Here is a 19,827-nt window from a genome sequence, read left to right on the forward strand (position 1 = left end):
CCCCACCCGTCGGCACCGCGACCCCACTCCCCCACTCACGCATCCATGACAAACCCCGGGGACCCCGCACGCTGGTAGTTGGCGCGCTACAGTACGTGACCATGCCGGGCCTGGCACACCGTCCGGGGGACCGGCAGGGCCGGCAGGGCCGGCAGGACCGACAGGGGGGAACTATGACGTTCAACGAGGAGTGGGCACACCTCAAAAGCACCGCACAAGCGAATGCGACGCCCAGCATGGAACTCGCCGGCACCGAAGCGAAGTCCGGCACAGCCGGCGACGGCACCTACGCACCGAACCTCACCGTGTACCAGGACGACCTCGGGACCGTAGGCCACGATGCCTACGTCCTGCACCGGAAACTCCAGAAATGCGCCGACATCGACAGCGCGGGGCTCGACGGTTCGGGACGCAGCACCACCGACCGGGCCGCACGGGAGCTGGACGGACACAACTTCGCGTCAGGCGCCGCGCTGAGCAAGGCCCTGAAGATCTGGGACACCCAGCGCAAGACCCTGCAACAGGGCTGCGCCCGCATCTCCAACCACCTGGACTACACGAAGGCCTCACACGCCAAAGAGGACGACGACGTCGCCGCGTCCCTGAAGACCCGCGACGGTGACGCCGTCTCAACCTCGGCCCTCTACAAGTGGATCAAGTGAGGGGGCCTCGTGGCGAAACTGAACTGGCGCAACATCTACCAGATTGACCTCGGACCACTGAAGTCCGCCGTCGCGCAATGGGACACCATGGCCGGCAAGCTGGACGACGCCGCTGCGGAAGCCCGCCGGGGCATGCTCAAGAAGGCGCATAAGGCCCGGTGGTCGGGCGTCAACGCCGACGTGACGCGCCCCTTCGTCAAAGCGGTCGCGGACGAGATCGAGGACGCGCACACGCAGGCGAAGGATCTGCACAAGGAACTGAATGCCGCCTACCAGGCCTTCAAATCGATCCAGGACGACCTCCAGACCATGGTGGACGCAGCGCGGCGCAAAGGGATCGACATCTCGGACGGCAAGGACGGACAGGTCATCTGCAAGTACCCTCCGCAGCCCGGCCATCAGAACGAGGTTCTTCCGGAGGAGAAGCTCAGGGAACTGAGGACGCTGGAGAAGGACCTGAGCGCACTGGTCACCCGCGCGAACAACCGTGACTCCTACACGGCCGACATTCTGGCCCAGATCCACGGCAACGATCCGCACAACTTCTCCAAGAACGGCCCGATCGACGCGTACAAGGCCAAACAGGCGCTGCGGATCACCAAGGAAGGCGCTGCGGCGAGCAACGCAGAGGTGCGCGAACTCGCGGAGCTGCTCAAGTACAACAAGGACAACCCGGCGTTCAGCCACGCGTTCTTCAAGGGCCTGGGCGGCCCGAAGGAGACCCTCGAGTACTACGCCAAAATGTCGATCGACGGCACGGGGGACGCGGGCAAGGCCCGCCTCGACGCGATCCAGGCCCTGCAACGGCACCTCGGCCCGACCCTGGCGACCGCGACGGACCCCGACCACAAGGGCTACCTGGACTGGGGACCCGCATTCCGCCGGCTGGGCGCGAAGGACCTCCACCTCGACGGCCTCGGTTACGAGCCCAAGGGCTACCAGGTACTGGGCGGCATCCTGCGCTACGGCAACTACGACAAGCGGTTCCTCACGCCCATCGCCGAACACGTCGTGCAACTCCAGCACGACCATCCCAAGGGCTTCTGGAGCCGCCCGTCAGGGCCTGACACGGAGTTCGGTCTTGACCCGAACAGCAAGGGGAACGCCGGATACGATCCGGTGACCAGCGTGCTGGAGGCATTGGGACACAGTCCCGAAGCGTCCGAGGAGTTCTTTTCGAAGGACCCCGCCGAACCGGGTAGCGTCAAGGCCTACGACGAAGACGGAAAAGTCGACCCCCACAAGACCATCGACTATCGGTACCTGGAAGAGCTGGTCAACAACGAGTACGACTGGAACAACGACGGCTCGTCTCCCAAACCGGATGAGCGCATAGCAGAGGGGAAGAACGCTCTGGGCCACGCACTGGAGTCGGCCTCGCTCGGTACCCCCTACGATCAGCCGCCCGAGGGCTCTGGTCCTTCTCACACGTCTCAGAGAGCGGATATCGTCCGGAGAATCACCGAGGCCATCAGCGCGAATCGTGAGTTCGCGGATGCCGGTATCAGTGACAGCCTGGGGGACATCGCAGCGGAGTACATGCCCGAGATCAACAAGGCGGTGGCAGAGGGAGATACCCAAGGGAACGCAGGAATCTTCCCCACCGAGCATTCGGTCGAATTCGACAGTACGTCCACTGCCCGATTCCTTGATGCCCTCGGAAGGCACCCCGAGGGGCAGGCCGCCGCCACGCTGGGGGCGCAGAGCTACCAAGCCGACCTGATGCGTGCAGCCATTCGCCACCCGGGGGAATTCGAGGGCTCAACGGACGAAGTCATGCGGAGTATCGCTCGCAACGGCGGCTCGCTCGAAGGGATTCTGGGTTCCGCTCGGCACGACGCCGTCATGGCCGAGGGCCAGGAGGCCGAGCGCCAGTTCAACGAAGCTGTCGAGAAGCGCGGTGAGATGGCGAAGCAGGTCGTCAGCTTCCCCATCGGAGCGGCCGCCGAACGCGTTCCCGTCGTGGGAGACCTCGCGACCGGCGTCTCAGACGGCATCATCGATTCCGTCGTGGAAAGCCACAAAAAGAACACTCTGGAGGAGGATGCAGCCGACGCTGCCACCGTCTCGTTCAACACGCGACACGAGGCGGAGACATGGGGGCAGCACGCCGTACGGATGGCGGGCTTCCCGCCGGGAGTCAACCACGCTGATTTCATCCGGCATATCGCTCAGGACGTGAGTGAGGGGTACGACCACGGTGAGCAACTCAGAGAGAGTGCGTTCGACAACAAGGAGCGTCGCTCCGGTGAGTAACGCCAAGCGCCTGGTGCTCGCCTCGCTGATCATGGTGGTGGTGCCCGCCTGTGGGGGTTCCGACCGCGAATACCGAGTGCCGGACAACCTGTGCGGAATCTCCGTGAAGCCGGACACGGTGAAGCCTTTTCTTCCGGGCGGCAAGGAGTTGCACGAGAACGACCACCTTCAGTGGAAGAAGAAATCGGGAGGCTCCTGCAGGCTGAGCGTCGACGGGGAAGAGGAGCTGCACGTCGACGGTTCCTGGGCCGTGCGCAGCACGCTGAAAGCCCGTGGTTACGACACCGACCACGGCACCCGCCTGCTCGGGGGCAGGTACTACCTCGGACCGCGGCGGGCCAGCGCCTACTTCCCCTGTTTCAACCCCGAGGCCCGTCTCGGTGCGCCGCCCAAGGACGGAAAGCCGCGGACCGTACCCGCCGACACCTACATCGTTGAGGTGGAGTCCCGGCACGTCCCGGAGGACGGGGCGGAGAGCAAGAAGGCGATGAAGCGGTTCATCGTGCCGTTCGCCGAGGCGGTGAAGGAGCAGGCGCCGTGCCGGTGAGGGCCGACGGATGAACGGCCGACGGGCCGCACCCCGGCGTGGGGGTGCGGCCCGTCGCGTGTGCTCGGCGTCCGGGAGGACGTCAGTCGCGGATCAGGGAGCGGAGGACGTACTGGAGGATGCCGCCGTTGCGGTAGTAGTCCGCCTCTCCGGGGGTGTCGATGCGGACGGTCGCGTCGAACTCACGGCGGACATTGTCGGCTTCGCCGGGGGCCGTGTCGGTGGCGACCTTGACCGTGGCCGGGATCTCGCCGTCGTTGAGGGCGGTGATGCCGGTGAGGGTGAAGGTCTCCTCGCCGCTCAGGCCGAGGTCGAGGGCCGAGCTGCCCTCGGGGAACTGGAGCGGCAGGACGCCCATGCCGATGAGGTTCGAGCGGTGGATGCGCTCGTAGGACTCGGCGATGACGGCGCGGACGCCGAGCAGCGCGGTGCCCTTGGCCGCCCAGTCGCGGGAGGAACCCGAGCCGTACTCCTTGCCCGCGAGGATGACCAGCGGGGTGCCCTGCGCCTGGTAGTTCTGGGAGGCGTCGTAGATGTAGGAGACCGGGCCGCCCTCCTGGGTGAAGTCCCGGGTGAAGCCGCCCTCGGTGCCCGGCGCGATCTGGTTGCGCAGGCGGATGTTGGCGAAGGTGCCGCGGATCATCACTTCGTGGTTGCCGCGCCGCGAGCCGTAGCTGTTGAAGTCGCGGCGGGCCACGCCGTGCTCGGTCAGGTACTTCCCGGCCGGGGTGTCGGCCTTGATCGCACCGGCCGGGGAGATGTGGTCGGTGGTGACCGAGTCGCCCAGCTTGGCCAGGACGCGGGCACCGGAGATGTCGGTGACCGGGGCCGGCTCCATGCCCATGCCCTCGAAGTAGGGGGGCTTGCGCACGTAGGTGGACTCGGTGTCCCACTCGAAGGTGTTGCCGGTGGGGACCGGGAGGGCCTGCCACTGGGCGTCACCGGCGAAGACGTCGGCGTAGTCCTTGGTGAACATCTCCTGGCCGATGGCGGAGGCGACGACCTGCTCGACCTCCTGCTCGGAGGGCCACAGGTCCTCCAGGTACACCGGGTTGCCGTCCTGGTCGGTGCCCAGCGCGTCCTTGGTGATGTCGACCTTCATGGAGCCGGCCAGCGCGTAGGCGACCACGAGCGGCGGGGACGCCAGGTAGTTCATCTTGACGTCGGGGTTGATCCGGCCCTCGAAGTTGCGGTTGCCGGACAGGACGGAGACGACGGCCAGGTCGTTGTCGTTGACGGCCTGGGAGACCTCGTCCGGCAGCGGTCCGGAGTTGCCGATGCAGGTGGTGCAGCCGTAGCCGACGAGGTTGAAGCCGAGCTTGTCCAGGTAGGGGGTCAGGCCCGCGCGGTCGTAGTAGTCCATGACGACCTGGGACCCCGGGGCCAGCGTGGTCTTGACCCAGGGCTTGCGGGTCAGCCCCTTCTCCACCGCCTTCTTGGCCAGCAGCGCGGCGCCGACCATGACGTAGGGGTTGGAGGTGTTGGTGCAGGAGGTGATGGCCGCGACGGCGACGGCGCCGTGGTCCAGGTCGTAGGTGACGCCGTCGGGGCCCGTCACCTGGACCGGCTTGCTGGGCACGCCGTTGGAGACGGCGGGCGCGTCGGACGCGGGGAAGGACTCCTTGCCCGCCTCGTCGGTGTCGGTCTCGGAGACGTAGTTGACCACGTCGAGGCCGAACTGGTGCGCGGCGTCGGCGAGCGCGATGCGGTCCTGCGGGCGCTTCGGGCCGGCGATCGAGGGGACGACCGTGGCCAGGTCCAGCTCCAGGTACTCGCTGAACTCCGGCTCGCGGGACGGGTCGTGCCACAGGCCCTGTTCCTTGGCGTAGGCCTCGACCAGGGCGAGCTGCTCGGCGCTGCGGCCGGTCAGCTTCAGGTAGTTGAGGGTCTCGTCGTCGATCGGGAAGATCGCCGCGGTGGAGCCGAACTCCGGCGACATGTTGCCGATCGTGGCGCGGTTGGCCAGCGGCACGGAGGCGACGCCCTCGCCGTAGAACTCGACGAACTTGCCGACCACACCGTGGTGGCGCAGCATCTCGGTGATGGTGAGCACCAGGTCGGTGGCGGTGGTGCCGGTGGGCAGCTCGCCGGTCAGCTTGAAGCCGACGACGCGCGGGATGAGCATCGAGACGGGCTGGCCCAGCATCGCGGCCTCGGCCTCGATGCCGCCGACGCCCCAGCCCAGGACGCCGAGGCCGTTGACCATGGTGGTGTGCGAGTCGGTGCCGACCAGGGTGTCGGGGTAGGCCTGGCCGTTCCGGACCATGACGGTGCGGGCCAGGTGCTCGATGTTGACCTGGTGGACGATGCCGGTGCCGGGCGGGACGACCTTGAACTCGTCGAAGGCGCCCTGGCCCCAGCGCAGGAACTGGTAGCGCTCGCGGTTGCGGCCGTACTCCAGCTCGACGTTCTTCTTGAAGGCGTCGGAGGTGCCGAAGGTGTCGGCGATGACGGAGTGGTCGATGACCAGCTCGGCCGGGGCGAGCGGGTTGATGCGGTCGGCGTCGCCGCCGAGCTCCTTGACGGCCTCGCGCATGGTGGCCAGGTCCACGACGCAGGGCACGCCGGTGAAGTCCTGCATGATGACGCGGGCCGGGGTGAACTGGATCTCCTGGCTCGGCTGCGCGTTCGGGTCCCAGTTGCCGAGTGCGCGGATGTGGTCGGCGGTGATGTTGGCGCCGTCTTCGGTGCGGAGCAGGTTCTCCAGCAGGACCTTCAGGCTGTAGGGCAGCCGGGCGGAGCCCTCTACTTTGTCCAGCTTGAAGATTTCGTACGACTCGTCGCCCACCTGCAGCGTGCTGCGGGCGTCGAAGCTGTTCGCCGACACGACAGTCTCCTTCAGTGCCTTGTGTGCATCGGCCGCCGGTGCGCTATGGTGAGCGAACCACGAAGTTAGGTAAGCCTTACTTGGCCCACCCGTCCACCCGTGCCGCCTCGCGACAGCGACCGCGACGTTTGCCGTCGCCAGTTATCTCGATGTCGAGATAACTCTAGTACACGAGCGCGCGCCGGTCATGCCTGCCCCCGAACGCCTCCCAAGCGCCTCCCCCGAGTGCCCGGGCCGGACGGCCTCCGAGTGCCCGGGCCGGACGGCCCCCGAGTGCCCGCAACCGGACGACCCCCCGAGTGCCGGGACCGGGCGGCCCCCCGAGCGTCCGGACCGCGCGGCCTGCGAGCGCCCGCACCGGACCATCCCCGAGTGCCCGGGCCGGACCTCGCCGACACGCCCGCGGCGGCGGCGCGCCGATCCCTGTCCGACCCATGGACCCGCGGCGCCCTCTGCCGCACAGTGGTGCCGTGTCCTCCACAGACCCAGCGGTCCCCGCACCGCGCGGACCCGGCGCGCCGGAAGAGCCGGCGCTGAAGCGGGCCATCGGGCCCAAGCTGCTGATCCTGTTCGTGATCGGGGACATCCTGGGGACCGGGATCTACGCCACGACGGGCAAGGTCGCCGGGAAGGTCGGCGGTGCGCTGTGGCTGCCGTTCGCGATCGGCTTCGCCGTCGCACTGCTGACGGCCGCCTCGTACGTGGAGCTGGTCGGCAAGTATCCGAAGGCGGCCGGCGCCGCGCTCTACACGCAGCGCGCGTTCAAGGTGCCCTTCCTCACCTTCCTCGTCGCCTTCATGGTGATGTGCTCGGGGCTGTCCTCCGCGAGCGCGGCGGCTCTGGCCTTCAGCGGCGACTATCTGGACGAGCTGACGAACGGCGCCCTGCCCGCGACGCTGATGGCGATCCTGTTCGTGCTCGCCCTGGCGGCTCTGAACCTGCGCGGCGTCTCGGAGTCGGTGAAGGCGAACGTCGTCCTCACCCTGGTCGAGATCACCGGACTGGCCATCATCCTCGGCATCGGCCTGTACGCCGCCCTCGCCGGTGAGGGCGACCCCGCGCGGCTGGGCGACCTGGAGACCGGCGGCACCGGCTACGCCCTCTTCTCCGGCGTCCTGGGCGCCACCGCGCTGGGCTTCTTCGCGTTCGTCGGGTTCGAGGACTCGGTCAACATGGCGGAGGAGACCGTGGACCCGCAGCGCACGTTCCCGCGCGGCATCTTCCTCGGCGTCGCGGTCACCGGCACCGTCTACGTCCTCGTCGCGCTGGCCTCCTCGCTGCTCGTACCGACGAGCACGCTGGAGAAGTCGAGCGGCCCGCTGCTGGAGGTGGTCAAGGCGGGCGGTGTCGACTTCCCGCACGAACTGTTCGCCGTGATCGCGCTGTTCGCCGTCTCCAACTCGGCACTGATCAACATCATGATGGCCTCGCGGCTGTGCTACGGCATGGCGAACGAGCGCATCCTGCCCCGCGCCATGGGCCGCGTGCTCCCCCGGCGCCGCACCCCCGTCGTCGGCGTCGTCTTCGTGACGCTGCTGGCGATCGGCCTGGTGTCCACGGGCGAGATCGCGGGGCTGGGCGACACCACCTCGTTCCTGCTGCTGTGCGTTTTCGCCGTCGTCAACGTGGCCGTACTCGTGCTGCGCCGCGACCGGGTGGCGCAGCGCCACTTCCGGGCGCCCACCGTGGTCCCCGTGCTGGGCGCCGTCACCGCGCTGATCCTCGCCAGCCCACTGGCCGACCGCGAGGCCGGCGTCTACATCAGGGCCGGCGTCCTGGTGCTGATCGGCGTCGCCCTGTGGGCGGTCAACAAGCTGGTGCTGAGGGTGCGCGGCGAGGACCACCCGCGCGGCGACTGAGCGGGCGGCACCCGAGGGGAGGACCTACGCGCCCTCGGGGTCGCCGGACCTGGTCCGTTCGACGAGCCGTTCGTGGCGCTGCCGGGCGGCCTGCGGGGTGCCCAGGCCGAGGCCGAAGGCGATCTGCGGCCACGTCATGCCCCGCCCGCGCGCCATCCGCACCAGCCCCTCCTCCAGCTCGTCCAGCTCCCCGCGCACCCGGGGCACGAGAGTGAGGGCTGCGGTGATGTCCGCCTCGTCCACCCCCGGCTCGCCCTCCTGCGCGCTCGCGGCTCCGCTGAGCAGGTAGGCGACCAGCCGCACGGCCTCGTGCGCGCCCGGCATCGAGGGGTGGGCCTGCCTGGCCCGCTGCGCCTCGGTGGCCGCGTGCCGCTCGGCGATACGGAAGAGCGCGGCGTGTGCGCGCCGGGCCCGCGCCTGGTCGGGATGCGGGGGCGTGAAGGGGTCCTGGGCCGGGGGTTGCGGTGCGTCGACGGATGCCATGGGAACAGCCTCAGGGAGACCAGAGAGCTTGTCAACGTTTCCCTGTGAACAATTTGTTTGCACACCAGGTACGGCATGCTGGGTACCCGGAAGCAAGCCGGCCGTGGCATTCGGGCGGTTCCCCGGCGGCCCGGCGCGCCACGGGCCCCCGGGTGAGCCCCTATCTCACATCTGAGATAGTCTCCTCGCATGACCGACGACTACCTGGCCCGTATCGGCCAGTTGATCCGCGATGCCCGCCAGCACCGTGGTATGACCCAGTCTCAACTGGCCGACGCGCTCGGCACCAGCCAGAGCGCGGTGAACCGTATCGAGCGCGGCAACCAGAACATCAGCCTTGAGATGATCGCCCGGATCTCCGAGGCGCTGGACAGCGAGATCGTCTCGCTGGGGTACTCGGGCCCGATGCATCTGCGCGTGGTGGGCGGGCGCCGCCTGTCCGGCAGCATCGACGTCAAGACCAGCAAGAACGCATGCGTGGCCCTGCTGTGCGCCTCGCTGCTCAACTCCGGCCGCACGGTGCTGCGCAGAGTCGCCCGGATCGAGGAGGTCTACCGCATCCTGGAGGTCCTCTCCTCCATCGGGGTGCGGTGCCGGTGGATCAACGGCGGCTCCGACCTGGAGATCGTGCCGCCCGCCGAGCTGGACCTGGATTCCATCGACCAGGAGGCCGCCCGGCGCACGCGGAGCATCATCATGTTCCTCGGCCCGCTGCTCCACCGGATGGGCCACTTCCGCATCCCCTACGCGGGCGGCTGCGACCTGGGCACTCGTACGGTCGAACCACACATGAGCGCACTGCGCCACTTCGGTCTCGCGGTCACCGCCACCGAAGGCATCTACCACGCCGACGTGGAAGCCGGCGTCGCACCCAAGCGGCCGATCGTGCTGACCGAGCGCGGGGACACCGTCACCGAGAACGCGCTGCTGGCCGCCGCCCGGCACGAGGGTGTCACCGTCATCCGCAACGCCTCGTCCAACTACATGGTCCAGGACCTGTGCTTCTTCCTGGAGCAGCTCGGCGTGCGCGTGGACGGCATCGGCTCCACCACGCTGACGGTGCACGGCGTCCCGGTCATCGACACGGACGTGGACTACTCGCCGTCCGAGGACCCGGTCGAAGCCATGAGCCTGGTGGCCGCCGCCATCGTCACCGAGTCGGAGCTGACGGTGCGCCGGGTGCCGGCCGAGTTCATGGAGATCGAGCTCGCGGTCCTGGAGGAGATGGGCCTCGACTTCGACCGCAGCGCCGAGTACCCGGCCGACAACGGGCGTACGAGGCTGACGGACCTGACGGTGCGGCCCTCCAAGCTGGAGGCGCCCATCGACAAGATCCACCCCATGCCGTTCCCCGGCCTCAACATCGACAACGTGCCCTTCTTCGCCGCGATCGCCGCCTCGGCGCAGGGCCAGACCCTCATCCACGACTGGGTCTACGACAACCGGGCCATCTACCTGACCGACCTCAACCGGCTGGGCGGCAGGCTCCAGTTGCTCGACCCGCACCGCGTCCTGGTCGAGGGCCCCACCCGCTGGCGCGCCTCCGAGATGATGTGCCCGCCCGCACTGCGCCCGGCCGTCGTCGTCCTGCTGGCCATGATGGCGGCGGAAGGCACCTCGGTCCTGCGGAACGTGTACGTCATCAACCGCGGCTACGAGGACCTGGCGGAGCGCCTCAACGAGGTGGGCGCGCAGATCGAGACGTTCCGGGACATTTAATATGACGATGCCGTCGCACCCTGTCTGACCTGCTACCTAGCGGGTCAGACAGGGGTGCGGCGGCATCTCTGGGACTTCTCTGGGACTTTGGGCCCGCGGCTGGCTACGGGTCACGCTCCACGGGCTCTGCCGACCGGCGGCTACGCGAATCGCGTCGATGGCGGCGCTGCCCCGTGCGCCGGCGCGGGGCAGGAAGTGGGAGTACTTCCGCAGCGTGAACCCGGGGTCGGAGCGCCCCAGCCAGCGGGCCAGGGAGACGACCGATTCGCCAGCCCCCAGTTCCTCGGAGGCGTAGAAGTGGCGCAGGGCGTGGAAGCCGTGTTCCCTGGACGGCTCCCACACGGCGGGCACCGTCAGCGCTGTCCTCCTCCAGCGGAGCGATCACGCCCGCCGCAGCCAGGGCGGGCTTCCACACGTACGAGTTGAAGTAGTTCCGGTTGACGGCCTTCCGCTCACGTCCTGTCACCAGGAGGCTGTAGGTGCTCGGCCGCCTGTGCTTGGCGTCCACCGGCGTCTCGGCAGGAGTCGGGTCGTCCCAGGGAAGCGTGACCGGCACCGGCGCGAATTGCGCCATGTGCTAGCGGTGACCCGGGCCACGCTGGACGGCAGCGACACGTCCCGTACCTTGCGGCCCTTGGGGAGCGCGAAACACAATTTCGCGCACACCATCTTGACCTGCCGCCGGACGTGAACAACTTCCTTCTCGAAGTCGACGTCGTCCGCTGAGAGACCAAGCGCCTCCCCTTGCCGGAGCCCGAGACCTGCTCCGATCACGAGGAGGAGCCGGTAGCGGTCCGGCAGAGCCTCCCGCACCGCCAGGCCTCGTTCGGGCGCCCACGCTTCGACCCTGCGGGGCGCGGCGGCCGGAGGGCCGACCGGGCTGGACCGGCATGGGTTGCGTCCAAGACGACGGTCCTCGACCGCGGCCTGCGACCGGATGACTCTGCACAACGGGTCGGTGCGCATGGAACTCCTGCACCTCGGCCCCGGGCACAGCCCGGGGGACACCGTCGTGTGGCTTCCCGACCAGTCCGTGCTGATCACCGGCGATCTGGCCATGTCGGGCGTCACCCCCTTCGTACCCATGGGATCCGTGTCGGCCTCACTCGAGACCCTGGACATCATGCGTGCCTGGGTGCCGCGCGCGGTCGTCCCCGGGCACGGCCCCGTGGGAGGCCCGGCGATACTCGACGCCACCGAGGACTATCTGCGCTGGCTGCGCCGTCTGGCACGGGACGGCCTGGCCGGCGGGCTCACCTACCGGGAGCTGGCGGACAGCGCCGACCTGGGCTCTTTCGCGCAACTCATCGACTCCGAACGCCTGTTGCGCCACCTGTCCCGGGCCTATGCCGAGGAGCGCGGTGCCGCCCCCGGCGAACCGCTGGACATCGGCGCGCTGTTCGCCGAGATGATCGCTCAGCACGGCAGCGTTCCGGCCTGCCACGCCTGACGGCGTACAGCGGGACTTGCTCGCCGCGTTCGAGCGCCGTCCGAGGATCCTTGAGCGCTGTTCGCCTGCAGATCCGTCGCCGGCTCTCGTCGGCGGACGGCACACCGCACGAAGGGATGTACGAGTGAGCCTCGCCGAGGAAGGATGGCCTGCCGCGCGCCCAATGCGCGGCCGCACAGTGGTCGTGACCGGCGTCGGCACGGGGATCGGGCAGTCGACCGCGCGTCTGTTCGCCGATGAGGGCGCCGATGTGCTGGCTGTCGGCAGGTCCGGGGGAACGCTGAAGGAAACAGCGGACGGCCGACCGGGCATCCGCGTACTCACGGCCGACGTCGCGTCCCGCAGCGGCCCGGCCGACATCGTGCGCGCCGCTCTTCAGGGCTCACGGCACGGCCCTGATCAAGGGACCGGCCGCATCGACGTGCTGGTGAACAACGCGGGCATCACTCGCCCGGCGAAGCTGGGCGCGATCGACCCGGGCCTGGCGCAGGATCAGATCGCCACCAACCTGCTGAGGCCGCTGTTCCTCGCCCAGGCCGCGGTGGAGCACATGCCGGAGGGCGGTGTCGTCGTCAATGTGACATCCAACCCGCCGCAGCGGGGCTGGCCGGGAAACTCGGTGTACGGCGCCACCAAGGTCGGGCTGGACTTCCTCACCCACACCTGGGCCAGAAAGCTGGCGCCGTCGGGCATCCGCGTGGTCTCCGTCGCCCCCGGACCGACGCGGACTCCCGTACTTGTCCACGCCGGTGTCGCGCCACAGCAGATCGAGGCGCAACGGAGCAGGAGCGCGGAGTCCATCCCGCTCGGCCGCATGGGCACGCCGGAAGAGATCGCCTGGTGGATCGTCAACGCCGCCCGCCCCGAGGCGTCGTACCTCACCGGCGCTGTGCTCCGCGTCGACGGCGGCACCAGCATCTGCTGACGGCCGCGCAGGAGTGCCGCACACAACGAACCATCGCTCGGCTCCCTGTGCGGGGAACCGAGCGATGGCGGTGCCCGGCGCCGAGGCGGTTGAGGTCGCGTTCGGCGGCCGGGCGGCTGGGGCCGCCGACAGCGGCCCAGAACGGAGAGGGGGCCCAGCCGGAGAGGGAGGGGGCGGTGGGGCCGAGGCGCACGGGGGATCGCCCGAACCCGCTCGCCCCCTCCCGGTCGAGTGGCCCCGTCAGGAGCCCGTCCGGAGCCCGTCGGGGGGCTGGCGTCAAGCTCCGGGCGCGGGTGCCGGGTGCGAGGCGCCTTCTTTCTCCGCCGCAACCACCGGCCTGGTCACGACGAGCAGCGCGACGACGACGCCGGCTACGGCGACCCCTGCCGCGGTGTAGAACGCGAGCTGGTATCCCTCGACGAGGGCGGCTGAGGTGCCCAGGGAGTCCGCCATCGCCGAGTCGGTCCGGGCGGCAGCGATGGTGGAGAGCACCGAGATTCCCAGCGCGCCGCCCATCTGCTGAACCGTGCCCACCAGTCCGGAAGCGATGCCGGACTCGCCCTCACCACTGAGGTCGTGCGTGACCGTGGTGATGACGCTCACCAGCGTCGCCCCCAGCCCTGCTCCGCCGATCAGTGCGGGCGGCAGCAGGCCGGTCACATAGCTGCTGTCCACATCGACCTGCGCGAACCACGCCATCGCCCCCGCGATCAGGACGAAGCCCGCCACCAACAGTGTCCTGAAACCGAATCGGCCGACCAGCTGGGCGGACATCGCCGCCGTCACGACCACCGCGAGGGACATCGGCAGGTAGGCCAGCCCGTTCTCGAACGCGCTGTAGCCCAGGACCCGCTGCATGAAGAGCGTGAGGAAGAAGAACAGGGCAAGCATCGAGGCGGACAGCAGAATCCCGCAGATGACGCCACCGCTGACGTTGCGCCGGCGGAATACACCCAACGGGATCAGCGGCGCGCTGTGACGGGACTCGGCCACGGCGAAGAAGGCGAGCAGCACAGCGGCGCCCGTCAGGCAGGCCAGCGTGACGGGCGAACCCCACCCCGCCTGCTCGGTGTGCACGATCGCGTAGATGAGCAGTCCCAGACCGCCGGTCACCGAGATCGCCCCGAGCGGGTCGAGCGCGGGCCGCTGCTGGGCACGCGCGCGGGGAATGACCCGCAGGCTCATCACGGCGACCACGACGACGAGGGGCACATTGATCAGGAACACCCAGCGCCAGCTCAGCACGCTGGTCAGGATCCCGCCGAGGAGCATGCCCAGAGCACCTGCGGCACCCGCGAGACCACCCCATACGCCGAAGGCGCGGTTGCGTTCGGCGCCAGTGAACGTCACGGTCAGGATCGCCAATGCCGCTGCCGACATCAGTGCGGCCCCGATCCCCTGCGCGGCCCGGGAGATGATCAGTGCCGCCGAGCCCTGCGACATCCCGCAGGCGAGCGAGGCGACACCGAACACCACCAGCCCTGCCAGGAACACCGTTCTGCGGACGAACAGATCGGAGGCGCGCCCGCCGAGCAGCAGCAGCCCGCCGAAGGTCACCAGATATCCGTTGATCGCCCACGGCAGATTCGCGTTGGAGAAACCGAGTCCGTGCTGAATCGACGGGAGGGCGACGTTGACGATCGTGTCGTCGAGCACACACATGAACTGAGCCGTGCAGACCAGGAACAGGATGTGCCACCGGTGCGGCACCACTTCCGGCGCGCCCGCCGCGTCCTCGGCTTCGGGCCGAGCGGCACCGGAGACAGCCTCCTGGGCCGTGCCCTTCTCGTTGATGATGATTCCTCCTCGACTGTCCGCCGACGCGACTTCCCGTTCCGGTGCGCCCGGCCGCGCGGCCGGACAGCAAAGAGAACGGTTGCGCGGCTGGTCGTACGGATGTCTCGACGCCTCGCCGCCCGGCCATGGGCAGGTGACAACCGCCGTGACGTCTCACGGGTCACGATCTGGAAACGGAATTCCTATTCCTCTCTTGGCCGTGGGACCATACGGAACTAAGATTCCTGTTGTCAAGCGATGCCTAATCCACTGGGACCCCGATGCCTGAGCCCGAACGCCCCCTGCGCGCCGACGCGCGACGCAACCGCGAGCGGATCATGACCTCGGCCGGCGAGCTGTTCGCCGACCGGGGCCACGATGTCCAGATGGAAGAGATCGCCACCCGCTCCGGCCTCGGCATCGGCACCCTCTACCGGCACTTCCCCAACAAACAGGCTCTGCTGACCGCCATGGTCCACGCACGCTTCCAGAGCATGACCGACCTCGCACGCGCCGCCGAACAGATCGCCGACCCCGGCGAAGCCTTCGAAACCGTCCTGCGCGGCTACCTCGAAGCCGCCGACGGCGACGCCGGATTCCAACTCGCCCTCATGAGTTCGAACGAACTCGCGGGGGACGGCCTCGAACAACAAAAAGCCAAATTCGCCGAGTCCATCACCCGCATCATCAACCGCGCCGTGGAAGCCGGCGCCGTACGCCCCGATCTCACCATCGCCGACTTCCCCCTCCTCACCGTCGGCATCATGTCCACGATGTACTTCAAACCCGGCGGGAACCCCGACTGGCGTCGGCACCTCGATATCGCCCTCAACGGCATCCGCCCCGCCAAGACGCCCTGACGATGAGGGCGACGAGCATCGCCCCTTGAGTCGGAGTTTAGGTATCCAGCCGAACCTGCTAGGGACCGTGCTCCGTGCAGTTCCTCTTCGGGTGGGTGGAATGGGTGAATTGACGCCGATGATCGAGGCCGTCGGCATTCCAGCCTTCGCGACCGTTCCCAATGAGACGGCCGACAGCATCAACTCCATGGACAGGCCGGGCGGAAAGATCATTTCCCCCCCGACCCGGAGGACGAAGTGCCCTTCCTCGGCAGCTGGTTCGGGCGACAGGCCGCCGTGAACATCAAAGGGCTGCTCGACCTGTCCCGGGACTGGCGCCCCGACGTCGTGGTCGGCGGAACGCTCGACTACTCCTCGTCCCTGCTGAGCGCACACTTGGGCGTTCCTCACGTGCGGCAGGCGTGGGACTGGATGGACTTCGGCCCCCGTACACCCGTACGCCGACGACGAACTGGCCCCTGAGCTGGCCGAACTCGGCCTGGACCGGCTGCCGGAACCGGACCTCCTGATCGACATCTGCCCCCCCCCGGCCCTGCGGCCCCCGGACGCGGACACCGCACACATGATGCGCTGGATTTCCGGGAACAGGCAGAAGAAGCTGGAACCCTGGATGTATACGCGTGGGCAGCGAACGCGGGTGTGCGTGACCCTGGGCAGCATGCGGGGTGCCATACGCCAAACGCTGGACTATCTCTGTGGATCCATCGAGAAGCTGCTTCCGCTGGATGTGGAGGTGGTCGTCGCGGCCACAGGTTCCGTTGCCGCCGAGCTCTGGAGCAGGTACCCACAAATCCACGCCGACTGGGTTCCGATGGATTTCCTGGCCCCGACGTGTGACCTCATCGTGCACCACAATGGCGGGCTCACGGGCTTGACCGTCATGAGCGCCGGGACTCCCCAGGTCATTCTCAACCAGTGGGACCTGCTGAGAAATTCACTGGACCGTCTGGAACAGCACGGTTCCAGCGTCGTCCTGCACCGAGGCGAAGATACGCCGGACAACGTGGCCGCGGCGTGCGGGAAAATCCTGTCCGACCTCTCGTACACACGAAAGGCGCGCGCGCTTTCGGAGGAGATCACGGCTCTGGACCCGCCTCCCGCGCTGGTCGACGCGCTGGAAAAGCTCGCCGCCGGACGCCCTTAGCCGGGAGGCCGCACCGCGATCCGGGAGGCCGCGCCCGCCCAGGAGGCCGCACCGGGTCCGGGGCGTCGCCGCGCTCGAAAACCGTCCGAGGGCTGTTCTAGGGCTGTTCTAGATCACCTTCAGATTCGACGCCGACCCTCGTCGGCGTACGGCACACCCACGAAGGGACGCATGAGTAAGCCTCGCCGAGGAGAAACGGATCGATCCTCCCGCCGGTCCTGACGGGGACGGCGACTCCGATTCGATGAGGGCCAGGGTCGCGGAGCTGGCCGTGCTGCGGGACGAGACCCAGGCCGGACCCAGCGCCAGGGCAACCGCCGCTCAGCACGGGAAGGGAGAACTCACCGCACGGGAGCGGCTTGCGCTCCTCTTCGACGAGGACACCTTCACCGAGGTCGAGAGATTCCGCAGACACCGCGCCACCGGGTTCGGGCTGGAGAACCGCAGGAACGGCGCAGCGAGCGCCTGCTGGGGCTTGTACCCGGCGAGCCGACCCTCGCCTACGACGTACGGAGCGTGCTCGAAAAGATCGTCGACAACGGCGAGTTCTTCGAGATGCACGAACACTGGGCGCGCAACGTCGTCTGCGCACTGGTTCGGATGGACGGACACGTGACGGGCATCGTCGCCGACCAGCCCGCCCAAATGGCCGGGGCACTGGACATCAGCGCGTCCGACAAGGGCGCGCGATTCGTGCAGTTCTGCGACGCCTTCAACATCCCCCTCGTGACCCTGGTGGACGTCCCCGGCTTTCTGCCCGGTGTCGACCAGGAACACGGCGGCATCATCCGGCACGAGCGTGAAACAGCCGAAAGGCCATTCGCACAGGTCAGCGTCCACAGGTCACTCATCGCGGCAGGTCACCGCGTTCACTGGTCTCTTCCGGGACATCTGAGGACCCGCGCGCCGTGGTGCCGCGCCCCTTTCCGGCCCGCACGCAGGCGGGGTCGGCGAGGGGCGCCGCGGGCCACGGCCCGGCCGGTTACGGCTTGCGTCCCACCACGCCGAACTCCGCGACCTCCCGCTCGCTCACGTCCGCCGGCTGCTCGGCCCGCCACTGCGAGCAGGGCACGATGCCCGGCTCCAGCATCTGAAGGCCCTCGAAGAAGTCCGCGATCTGGGAGCTGTCGCGGCCGGTGATCGGAGGTGTCGCGTTCTCGTTCCAGAACCGCATCATCGCGGCGCCGCCCTCGCCGATCTCCAAGGTGGGGTGGGTGAGGACGAGGTAGCTGCCGGAGGGCACGGCATCCATGATGCGTCGCACGATGCCCTTCGCCGCGTCCGTGTCCAGGACGAAGTTGAGTATGCCGAGCATCATCACGGCCACCGGGCGGTCGAAGTCCAGGGTGCGGGCGGCGCCTTGCAGGATCGTTTCCGGCTCGTGCGCGTCCGCGTCGATGTAGTCGGTGGCGCCCTCGGGGGAGCCGGTGAGCAGGGCGCGGGCGTGCACGAGGACGGTGGGGTCGTTGTCGACGTACACGATCCGTGACTCGGGCGCGATGCGCTGGGCGACCTCGTGGGTGTTGTCGACGGTGGGCAGCCCCGTACCGATGTCGAGGAACTGCCGGATCCCCACCGTTTCCGTCAGGTAGGTGACGGCGCGGCGGAGGAACGCCCGGTCGGCGCGGGCCGCTTCGGCGATGGTGGGGAACATGCTGAGCACGTGGTCGCCGATCTCCTTGTCGACGGGGTAGTAGTTCTTGCCGCCAAGCCAGTAGTTCCACACCCTGGCGTTGTGGGCCACTGTGGTCGCCCGTCCGCCGACGCCGCTCGACGGGCTGATGTACTCACTCACTCCGCTGTCCCTTCGTCGTCCCACTCGCCCGGGAGCCTACGCCCCGCTCGCGAGGGGCCGAAGTCGCGGGCAGGCGAGCGGCGTTGGGGCGGGCGGCGACGCGGCGTCGGGTCGAGGCGCGGGGTCCGCACCCGTCCGACGAGGAGGCGGGACTACGTCTGTTCGGTGAGCAGTCCGGTCACCAGGCGGTGGGCGTAGGCGGGGTCGAGTCCGTCGGGGCGGAAGAGGATGCGGTACATCATGGGGGCCACGACGCGGTCGATGACGGTTTCGACGTCGGGGACCGGCTCGTCGCGGTCGGTCGCGCGGGCGAGGACGACGTCGATCTGCTCGGCCGCGTAGGCCGAGCACTGGCCGCCGTTGCCGCCGTCCGGGTCGCCGAGCAGCGCGTCCCTGATGTAGGCACGGCCGGGCGGGGAGGACATCTCGTCGAGGAACTCCTCCGCCCATGCCGTCAGGTCGGCGGCCAGGTTTCCCAGGTCGTCCGGCGGCGTCTCGGGGCGCAGCCGTTCGACCGCCACGTCCGAGAGCAGTTCCTTCAGATCGCCCCAGCGGCGGTAGACCGTCGAGGGGGTGACTCCAGCGCGGGTGGCGACCTGGGGCACCGTCAGTGCGTCCCGGCCCACCTCCGCCACCAGTTCGCGAACGGCGGTGTGCACTGCTTCTTGCACCCGGGCGCTGCGTCCACCGGGGCGCACCATCGGTCGACGGCTCATGACATCCACCTTAAAGCAAATTCCTTGCTTCTAGCCTCCAGGGCCGCTCTCCGCGCGACGAGGGGCGGGACCGTGGCACGCCGCCCGCCTCACGCCGCCCTGGCGAGCTCGCGCACAAGCCGGGTCGTCTCGTAGGCGTGGCCCGTCCGCAGGAGGACCGGCTCCCCGAGCGGCCGTCCGATGAGCTGCATGCCGACCGGCAGGCCGTCCGCGCCGTGCCCCACGGGGAGTGTGAGCGCGGGCATCCCGGTGAGGTTGGCGGGGGCGCAGAGGCGCACGTAGGCGTCGGAGACGGCCTCGGTGGTGCCGTCCGGCCAGGTGACGGTTTCCTCGTCGACGGGTGACGCGGTCGTCGGGACGGTCGGGGCCGCGACCAGGTCCACCTCCTCCAGCATGTGTTCCCACGCCTGCCGCATCAGCGTCCGGGCCCGCTGGGCGCGCAGGTAGTCGCCGGCGCCCATCAGCGCGCCCGCTTCGAGGAGGACGCGGACGTCGGCGCCGTACAGGTCGGGCGCGGCGCGCAGGGTCCGTTCGTGGTAGGCGGTGGCTTCCGGGACCATCAGGCCCCACTGCGCCGCCTGGACGTAGCGCGCCATCGGGGTCTCGACCTCGACGAGGCGCGCCCCCAGCGCCTCCAGGTGGGCGAGCGCGCGACGGACGGCCGCCTCGACCTGCCCGTCGACGCGGTCGAAGTAGTAGGTACGCGGCACTCCGACGCGCAGCCCCGTCAGGTCCGACGGCTCCGAGGGGCCGGCCGGGTGCGACGGGCCCGTGGGGCCGGTCGGGTGGGACGGGTCCGTGCCGGGGG

General features: G+C 69.0%; 17 protein-coding genes and 1 pseudogene. 11 read left to right on the forward strand and 7 right to left on the reverse strand.

Annotated elements, in window-relative coordinates:
- Positions 1-173 precede the first annotated feature (173 nt).
- From AB8Z75_RS13360 to AB8Z75_RS13370, 3 genes are read left to right on the forward strand one after another with little or no spacing between them, the layout of a single operon-like run.
- Positions 174-662: a hypothetical protein gene (locus AB8Z75_RS13360; protein WP_369201710.1), complete on the forward strand. Its 489-nt coding sequence runs from the start codon at positions 174-176 to the stop codon at positions 660-662.
- A gap of 9 nt (positions 663-671) precedes the next feature.
- The gene (locus AB8Z75_RS13365; protein ID WP_369201711.1) at positions 672-2,918 is read left to right on the forward strand and encodes a DUF6571 family protein; all 2,247 of its coding nucleotides are present in this window, start codon (positions 672-674) and stop codon (positions 2,916-2,918) included.
- A complete protein-coding gene (locus AB8Z75_RS13370) occupies positions 2,911-3,465 on the forward strand; it encodes a hypothetical protein (protein ID WP_369201712.1) in 555 nt (184 codons plus the stop codon). The genes AB8Z75_RS13365 and AB8Z75_RS13370 overlap by 8 nt, the downstream gene beginning before the upstream one ends.
- Positions 3,466-3,547: 82 nt before the next feature.
- Here AB8Z75_RS13370 and acnA read toward each other — a convergent pair whose 3' ends face one another.
- Positions 3,548-6,292, reverse strand: a complete 2,745-nt coding sequence (acnA, locus tag AB8Z75_RS13375) for an aconitate hydratase AcnA (protein ID WP_369201713.1) — start codon at positions 6,290-6,292, stop codon at positions 3,548-3,550.
- Between the two features lie 434 nt (positions 6,293-6,726).
- Between acnA and AB8Z75_RS13380 the strand changes: the two genes are divergently transcribed.
- Positions 6,727-8,151, forward strand: a complete 1,425-nt coding sequence (locus tag AB8Z75_RS13380; RefSeq protein WP_369201714.1) for an APC family permease — start codon at positions 6,727-6,729, stop codon at positions 8,149-8,151.
- A 24-nt stretch (positions 8,152-8,175) separates the two neighbouring features.
- Here AB8Z75_RS13380 and AB8Z75_RS13385 read toward each other — a convergent pair whose 3' ends face one another.
- A complete protein-coding gene (locus AB8Z75_RS13385; protein ID WP_369201715.1) occupies positions 8,176-8,634 on the reverse strand; it encodes a DNA-binding protein in 459 nt (152 codons plus the stop codon).
- A 189-nt stretch (positions 8,635-8,823) separates the two neighbouring features.
- On the opposite strand from AB8Z75_RS13385, the gene AB8Z75_RS13390 reads away from it, so the two are divergent.
- Positions 8,824-10,353 carry a helix-turn-helix domain-containing protein gene (locus AB8Z75_RS13390; RefSeq protein WP_369201716.1) on the forward strand — a complete coding sequence of 510 codons (1,530 nt, stop codon included), beginning with the start codon at positions 8,824-8,826 and terminating at the stop codon, positions 10,351-10,353.
- A gap of 36 nt (positions 10,354-10,389) precedes the next feature.
- Here AB8Z75_RS13390 and AB8Z75_RS13395 read toward each other — a convergent pair whose 3' ends face one another.
- Positions 10,390-10,695: a hypothetical protein gene (locus AB8Z75_RS13395; RefSeq protein WP_369201717.1), complete on the reverse strand. Its 306-nt coding sequence runs from the start codon at positions 10,693-10,695 to the stop codon at positions 10,390-10,392.
- A gap of 595 nt (positions 10,696-11,290) precedes the next feature.
- On the opposite strand from AB8Z75_RS13395, the gene AB8Z75_RS13400 reads away from it, so the two are divergent.
- On the forward strand, positions 11,291-11,803 hold the full coding sequence (locus AB8Z75_RS13400) for an MBL fold metallo-hydrolase (protein WP_369201718.1): 513 nt from the start codon (positions 11,291-11,293) through the stop codon (positions 11,801-11,803).
- 163 nt (positions 11,804-11,966) lie between these two features.
- Complete coding sequence (locus tag AB8Z75_RS13405; RefSeq protein WP_369201719.1) at positions 11,967-12,728, forward strand: SDR family NAD(P)-dependent oxidoreductase; 762 nt, start codon at positions 11,967-11,969, stop codon at positions 12,726-12,728.
- A gap of 276 nt (positions 12,729-13,004) precedes the next feature.
- Here AB8Z75_RS13405 and AB8Z75_RS13410 read toward each other — a convergent pair whose 3' ends face one another.
- Positions 13,005-14,441 carry an MFS transporter gene (locus tag AB8Z75_RS13410; RefSeq protein WP_369201720.1) on the reverse strand — a complete coding sequence of 479 codons (1,437 nt, stop codon included), beginning with the start codon at positions 14,439-14,441 and terminating at the stop codon, positions 13,005-13,007.
- 344 nt (positions 14,442-14,785) lie between these two features.
- On the opposite strand from AB8Z75_RS13410, the gene AB8Z75_RS13415 reads away from it, so the two are divergent.
- The 4 genes and pseudogenes from AB8Z75_RS13415 to AB8Z75_RS13430 form a co-directional block, all read left to right on the forward strand.
- Entirely contained in the window at positions 14,786-15,364 is a 579-nt protein-coding gene (locus AB8Z75_RS13415; protein ID WP_369201721.1) for a TetR/AcrR family transcriptional regulator, read from the forward strand.
- Positions 15,365-15,601: 237 nt separating this feature from the next.
- Positions 15,602-15,826 (forward strand): hypothetical protein, encoded by a 225-nt coding sequence (locus tag AB8Z75_RS13420; RefSeq protein WP_369201722.1) that lies wholly within the window; start codon positions 15,602-15,604, stop codon positions 15,824-15,826.
- A 25-nt stretch (positions 15,827-15,851) separates the two neighbouring features.
- Complete coding sequence (locus AB8Z75_RS13425; protein ID WP_369201726.1) at positions 15,852-16,508, forward strand: nucleotide disphospho-sugar-binding domain-containing protein; 657 nt, start codon at positions 15,852-15,854, stop codon at positions 16,506-16,508.
- Positions 16,509-16,752: 244 nt separating this feature from the next.
- Positions 16,753-17,303: pseudogene (locus tag AB8Z75_RS13430) on the forward strand (carboxyl transferase domain-containing protein); the annotation flags it as partial.
- 187 nt (positions 17,304-17,490) lie between these two features.
- Here AB8Z75_RS13430 and AB8Z75_RS13435 read toward each other — a convergent pair.
- The 3 genes from AB8Z75_RS13435 to AB8Z75_RS13445 all read right to left on the reverse strand — a co-directional run.
- The gene (locus AB8Z75_RS13435; RefSeq protein ID WP_369201723.1) at positions 17,491-18,303 is read right to left on the reverse strand and encodes an SAM-dependent methyltransferase; all 813 of its coding nucleotides are present in this window, start codon (positions 18,301-18,303) and stop codon (positions 17,491-17,493) included.
- A gap of 152 nt (positions 18,304-18,455) precedes the next feature.
- A complete protein-coding gene (locus AB8Z75_RS13440; protein ID WP_369201724.1) occupies positions 18,456-19,019 on the reverse strand; it encodes a TetR/AcrR family transcriptional regulator in 564 nt (187 codons plus the stop codon).
- A gap of 89 nt (positions 19,020-19,108) precedes the next feature.
- A partial coding sequence (locus AB8Z75_RS13445) for an amidase (protein ID WP_369201725.1) occupies positions 19,109-19,827 on the reverse strand: 719 nt, incomplete at its 5' end.

It is taken from the genome of Streptomyces sp. PU-14G (assembly GCF_041028275.1).
In the GTDB taxonomy this organism is placed as follows: Bacteria; Actinomycetota; Actinomycetes; order Streptomycetales; family Streptomycetaceae; genus Streptomyces.

Coding starts and splice junctions, on each gene's coding strand:
- AB8Z75_RS13360 (WP_369201710.1), top strand. CDS start 174: ATGACGTTCAACGAGGAGTGGGCACACCTCAAAAGCACCGCACAAGCG.
- AB8Z75_RS13380 (WP_369201714.1), top strand. CDS start 6,727: ATGGACCCGCGGCGCCCTCTGCCGCACAGTGGTGCCGTGTCCTCCACA.
- AB8Z75_RS13385 (WP_369201715.1), bottom strand. CDS start 8,634: ATGGCATCCGTCGACGCACCGCAACCCCCGGCCCAGGACCCCTTCACG.
- AB8Z75_RS13390 (WP_369201716.1), top strand. CDS start 8,824: ATGACCGACGACTACCTGGCCCGTATCGGCCAGTTGATCCGCGATGCC.
- AB8Z75_RS13400 (WP_369201718.1), top strand. CDS start 11,291: ATGACTCTGCACAACGGGTCGGTGCGCATGGAACTCCTGCACCTCGGC.
- AB8Z75_RS13405 (WP_369201719.1), top strand. CDS start 11,967: ATGCGCGGCCGCACAGTGGTCGTGACCGGCGTCGGCACGGGGATCGGG.
- AB8Z75_RS13415 (WP_369201721.1), top strand. CDS start 14,786: ATGCCTGAGCCCGAACGCCCCCTGCGCGCCGACGCGCGACGCAACCGC.
- AB8Z75_RS13440 (WP_369201724.1), bottom strand. CDS start 19,019: ATGAGCCGTCGACCGATGGTGCGCCCCGGTGGACGCAGCGCCCGGGTG.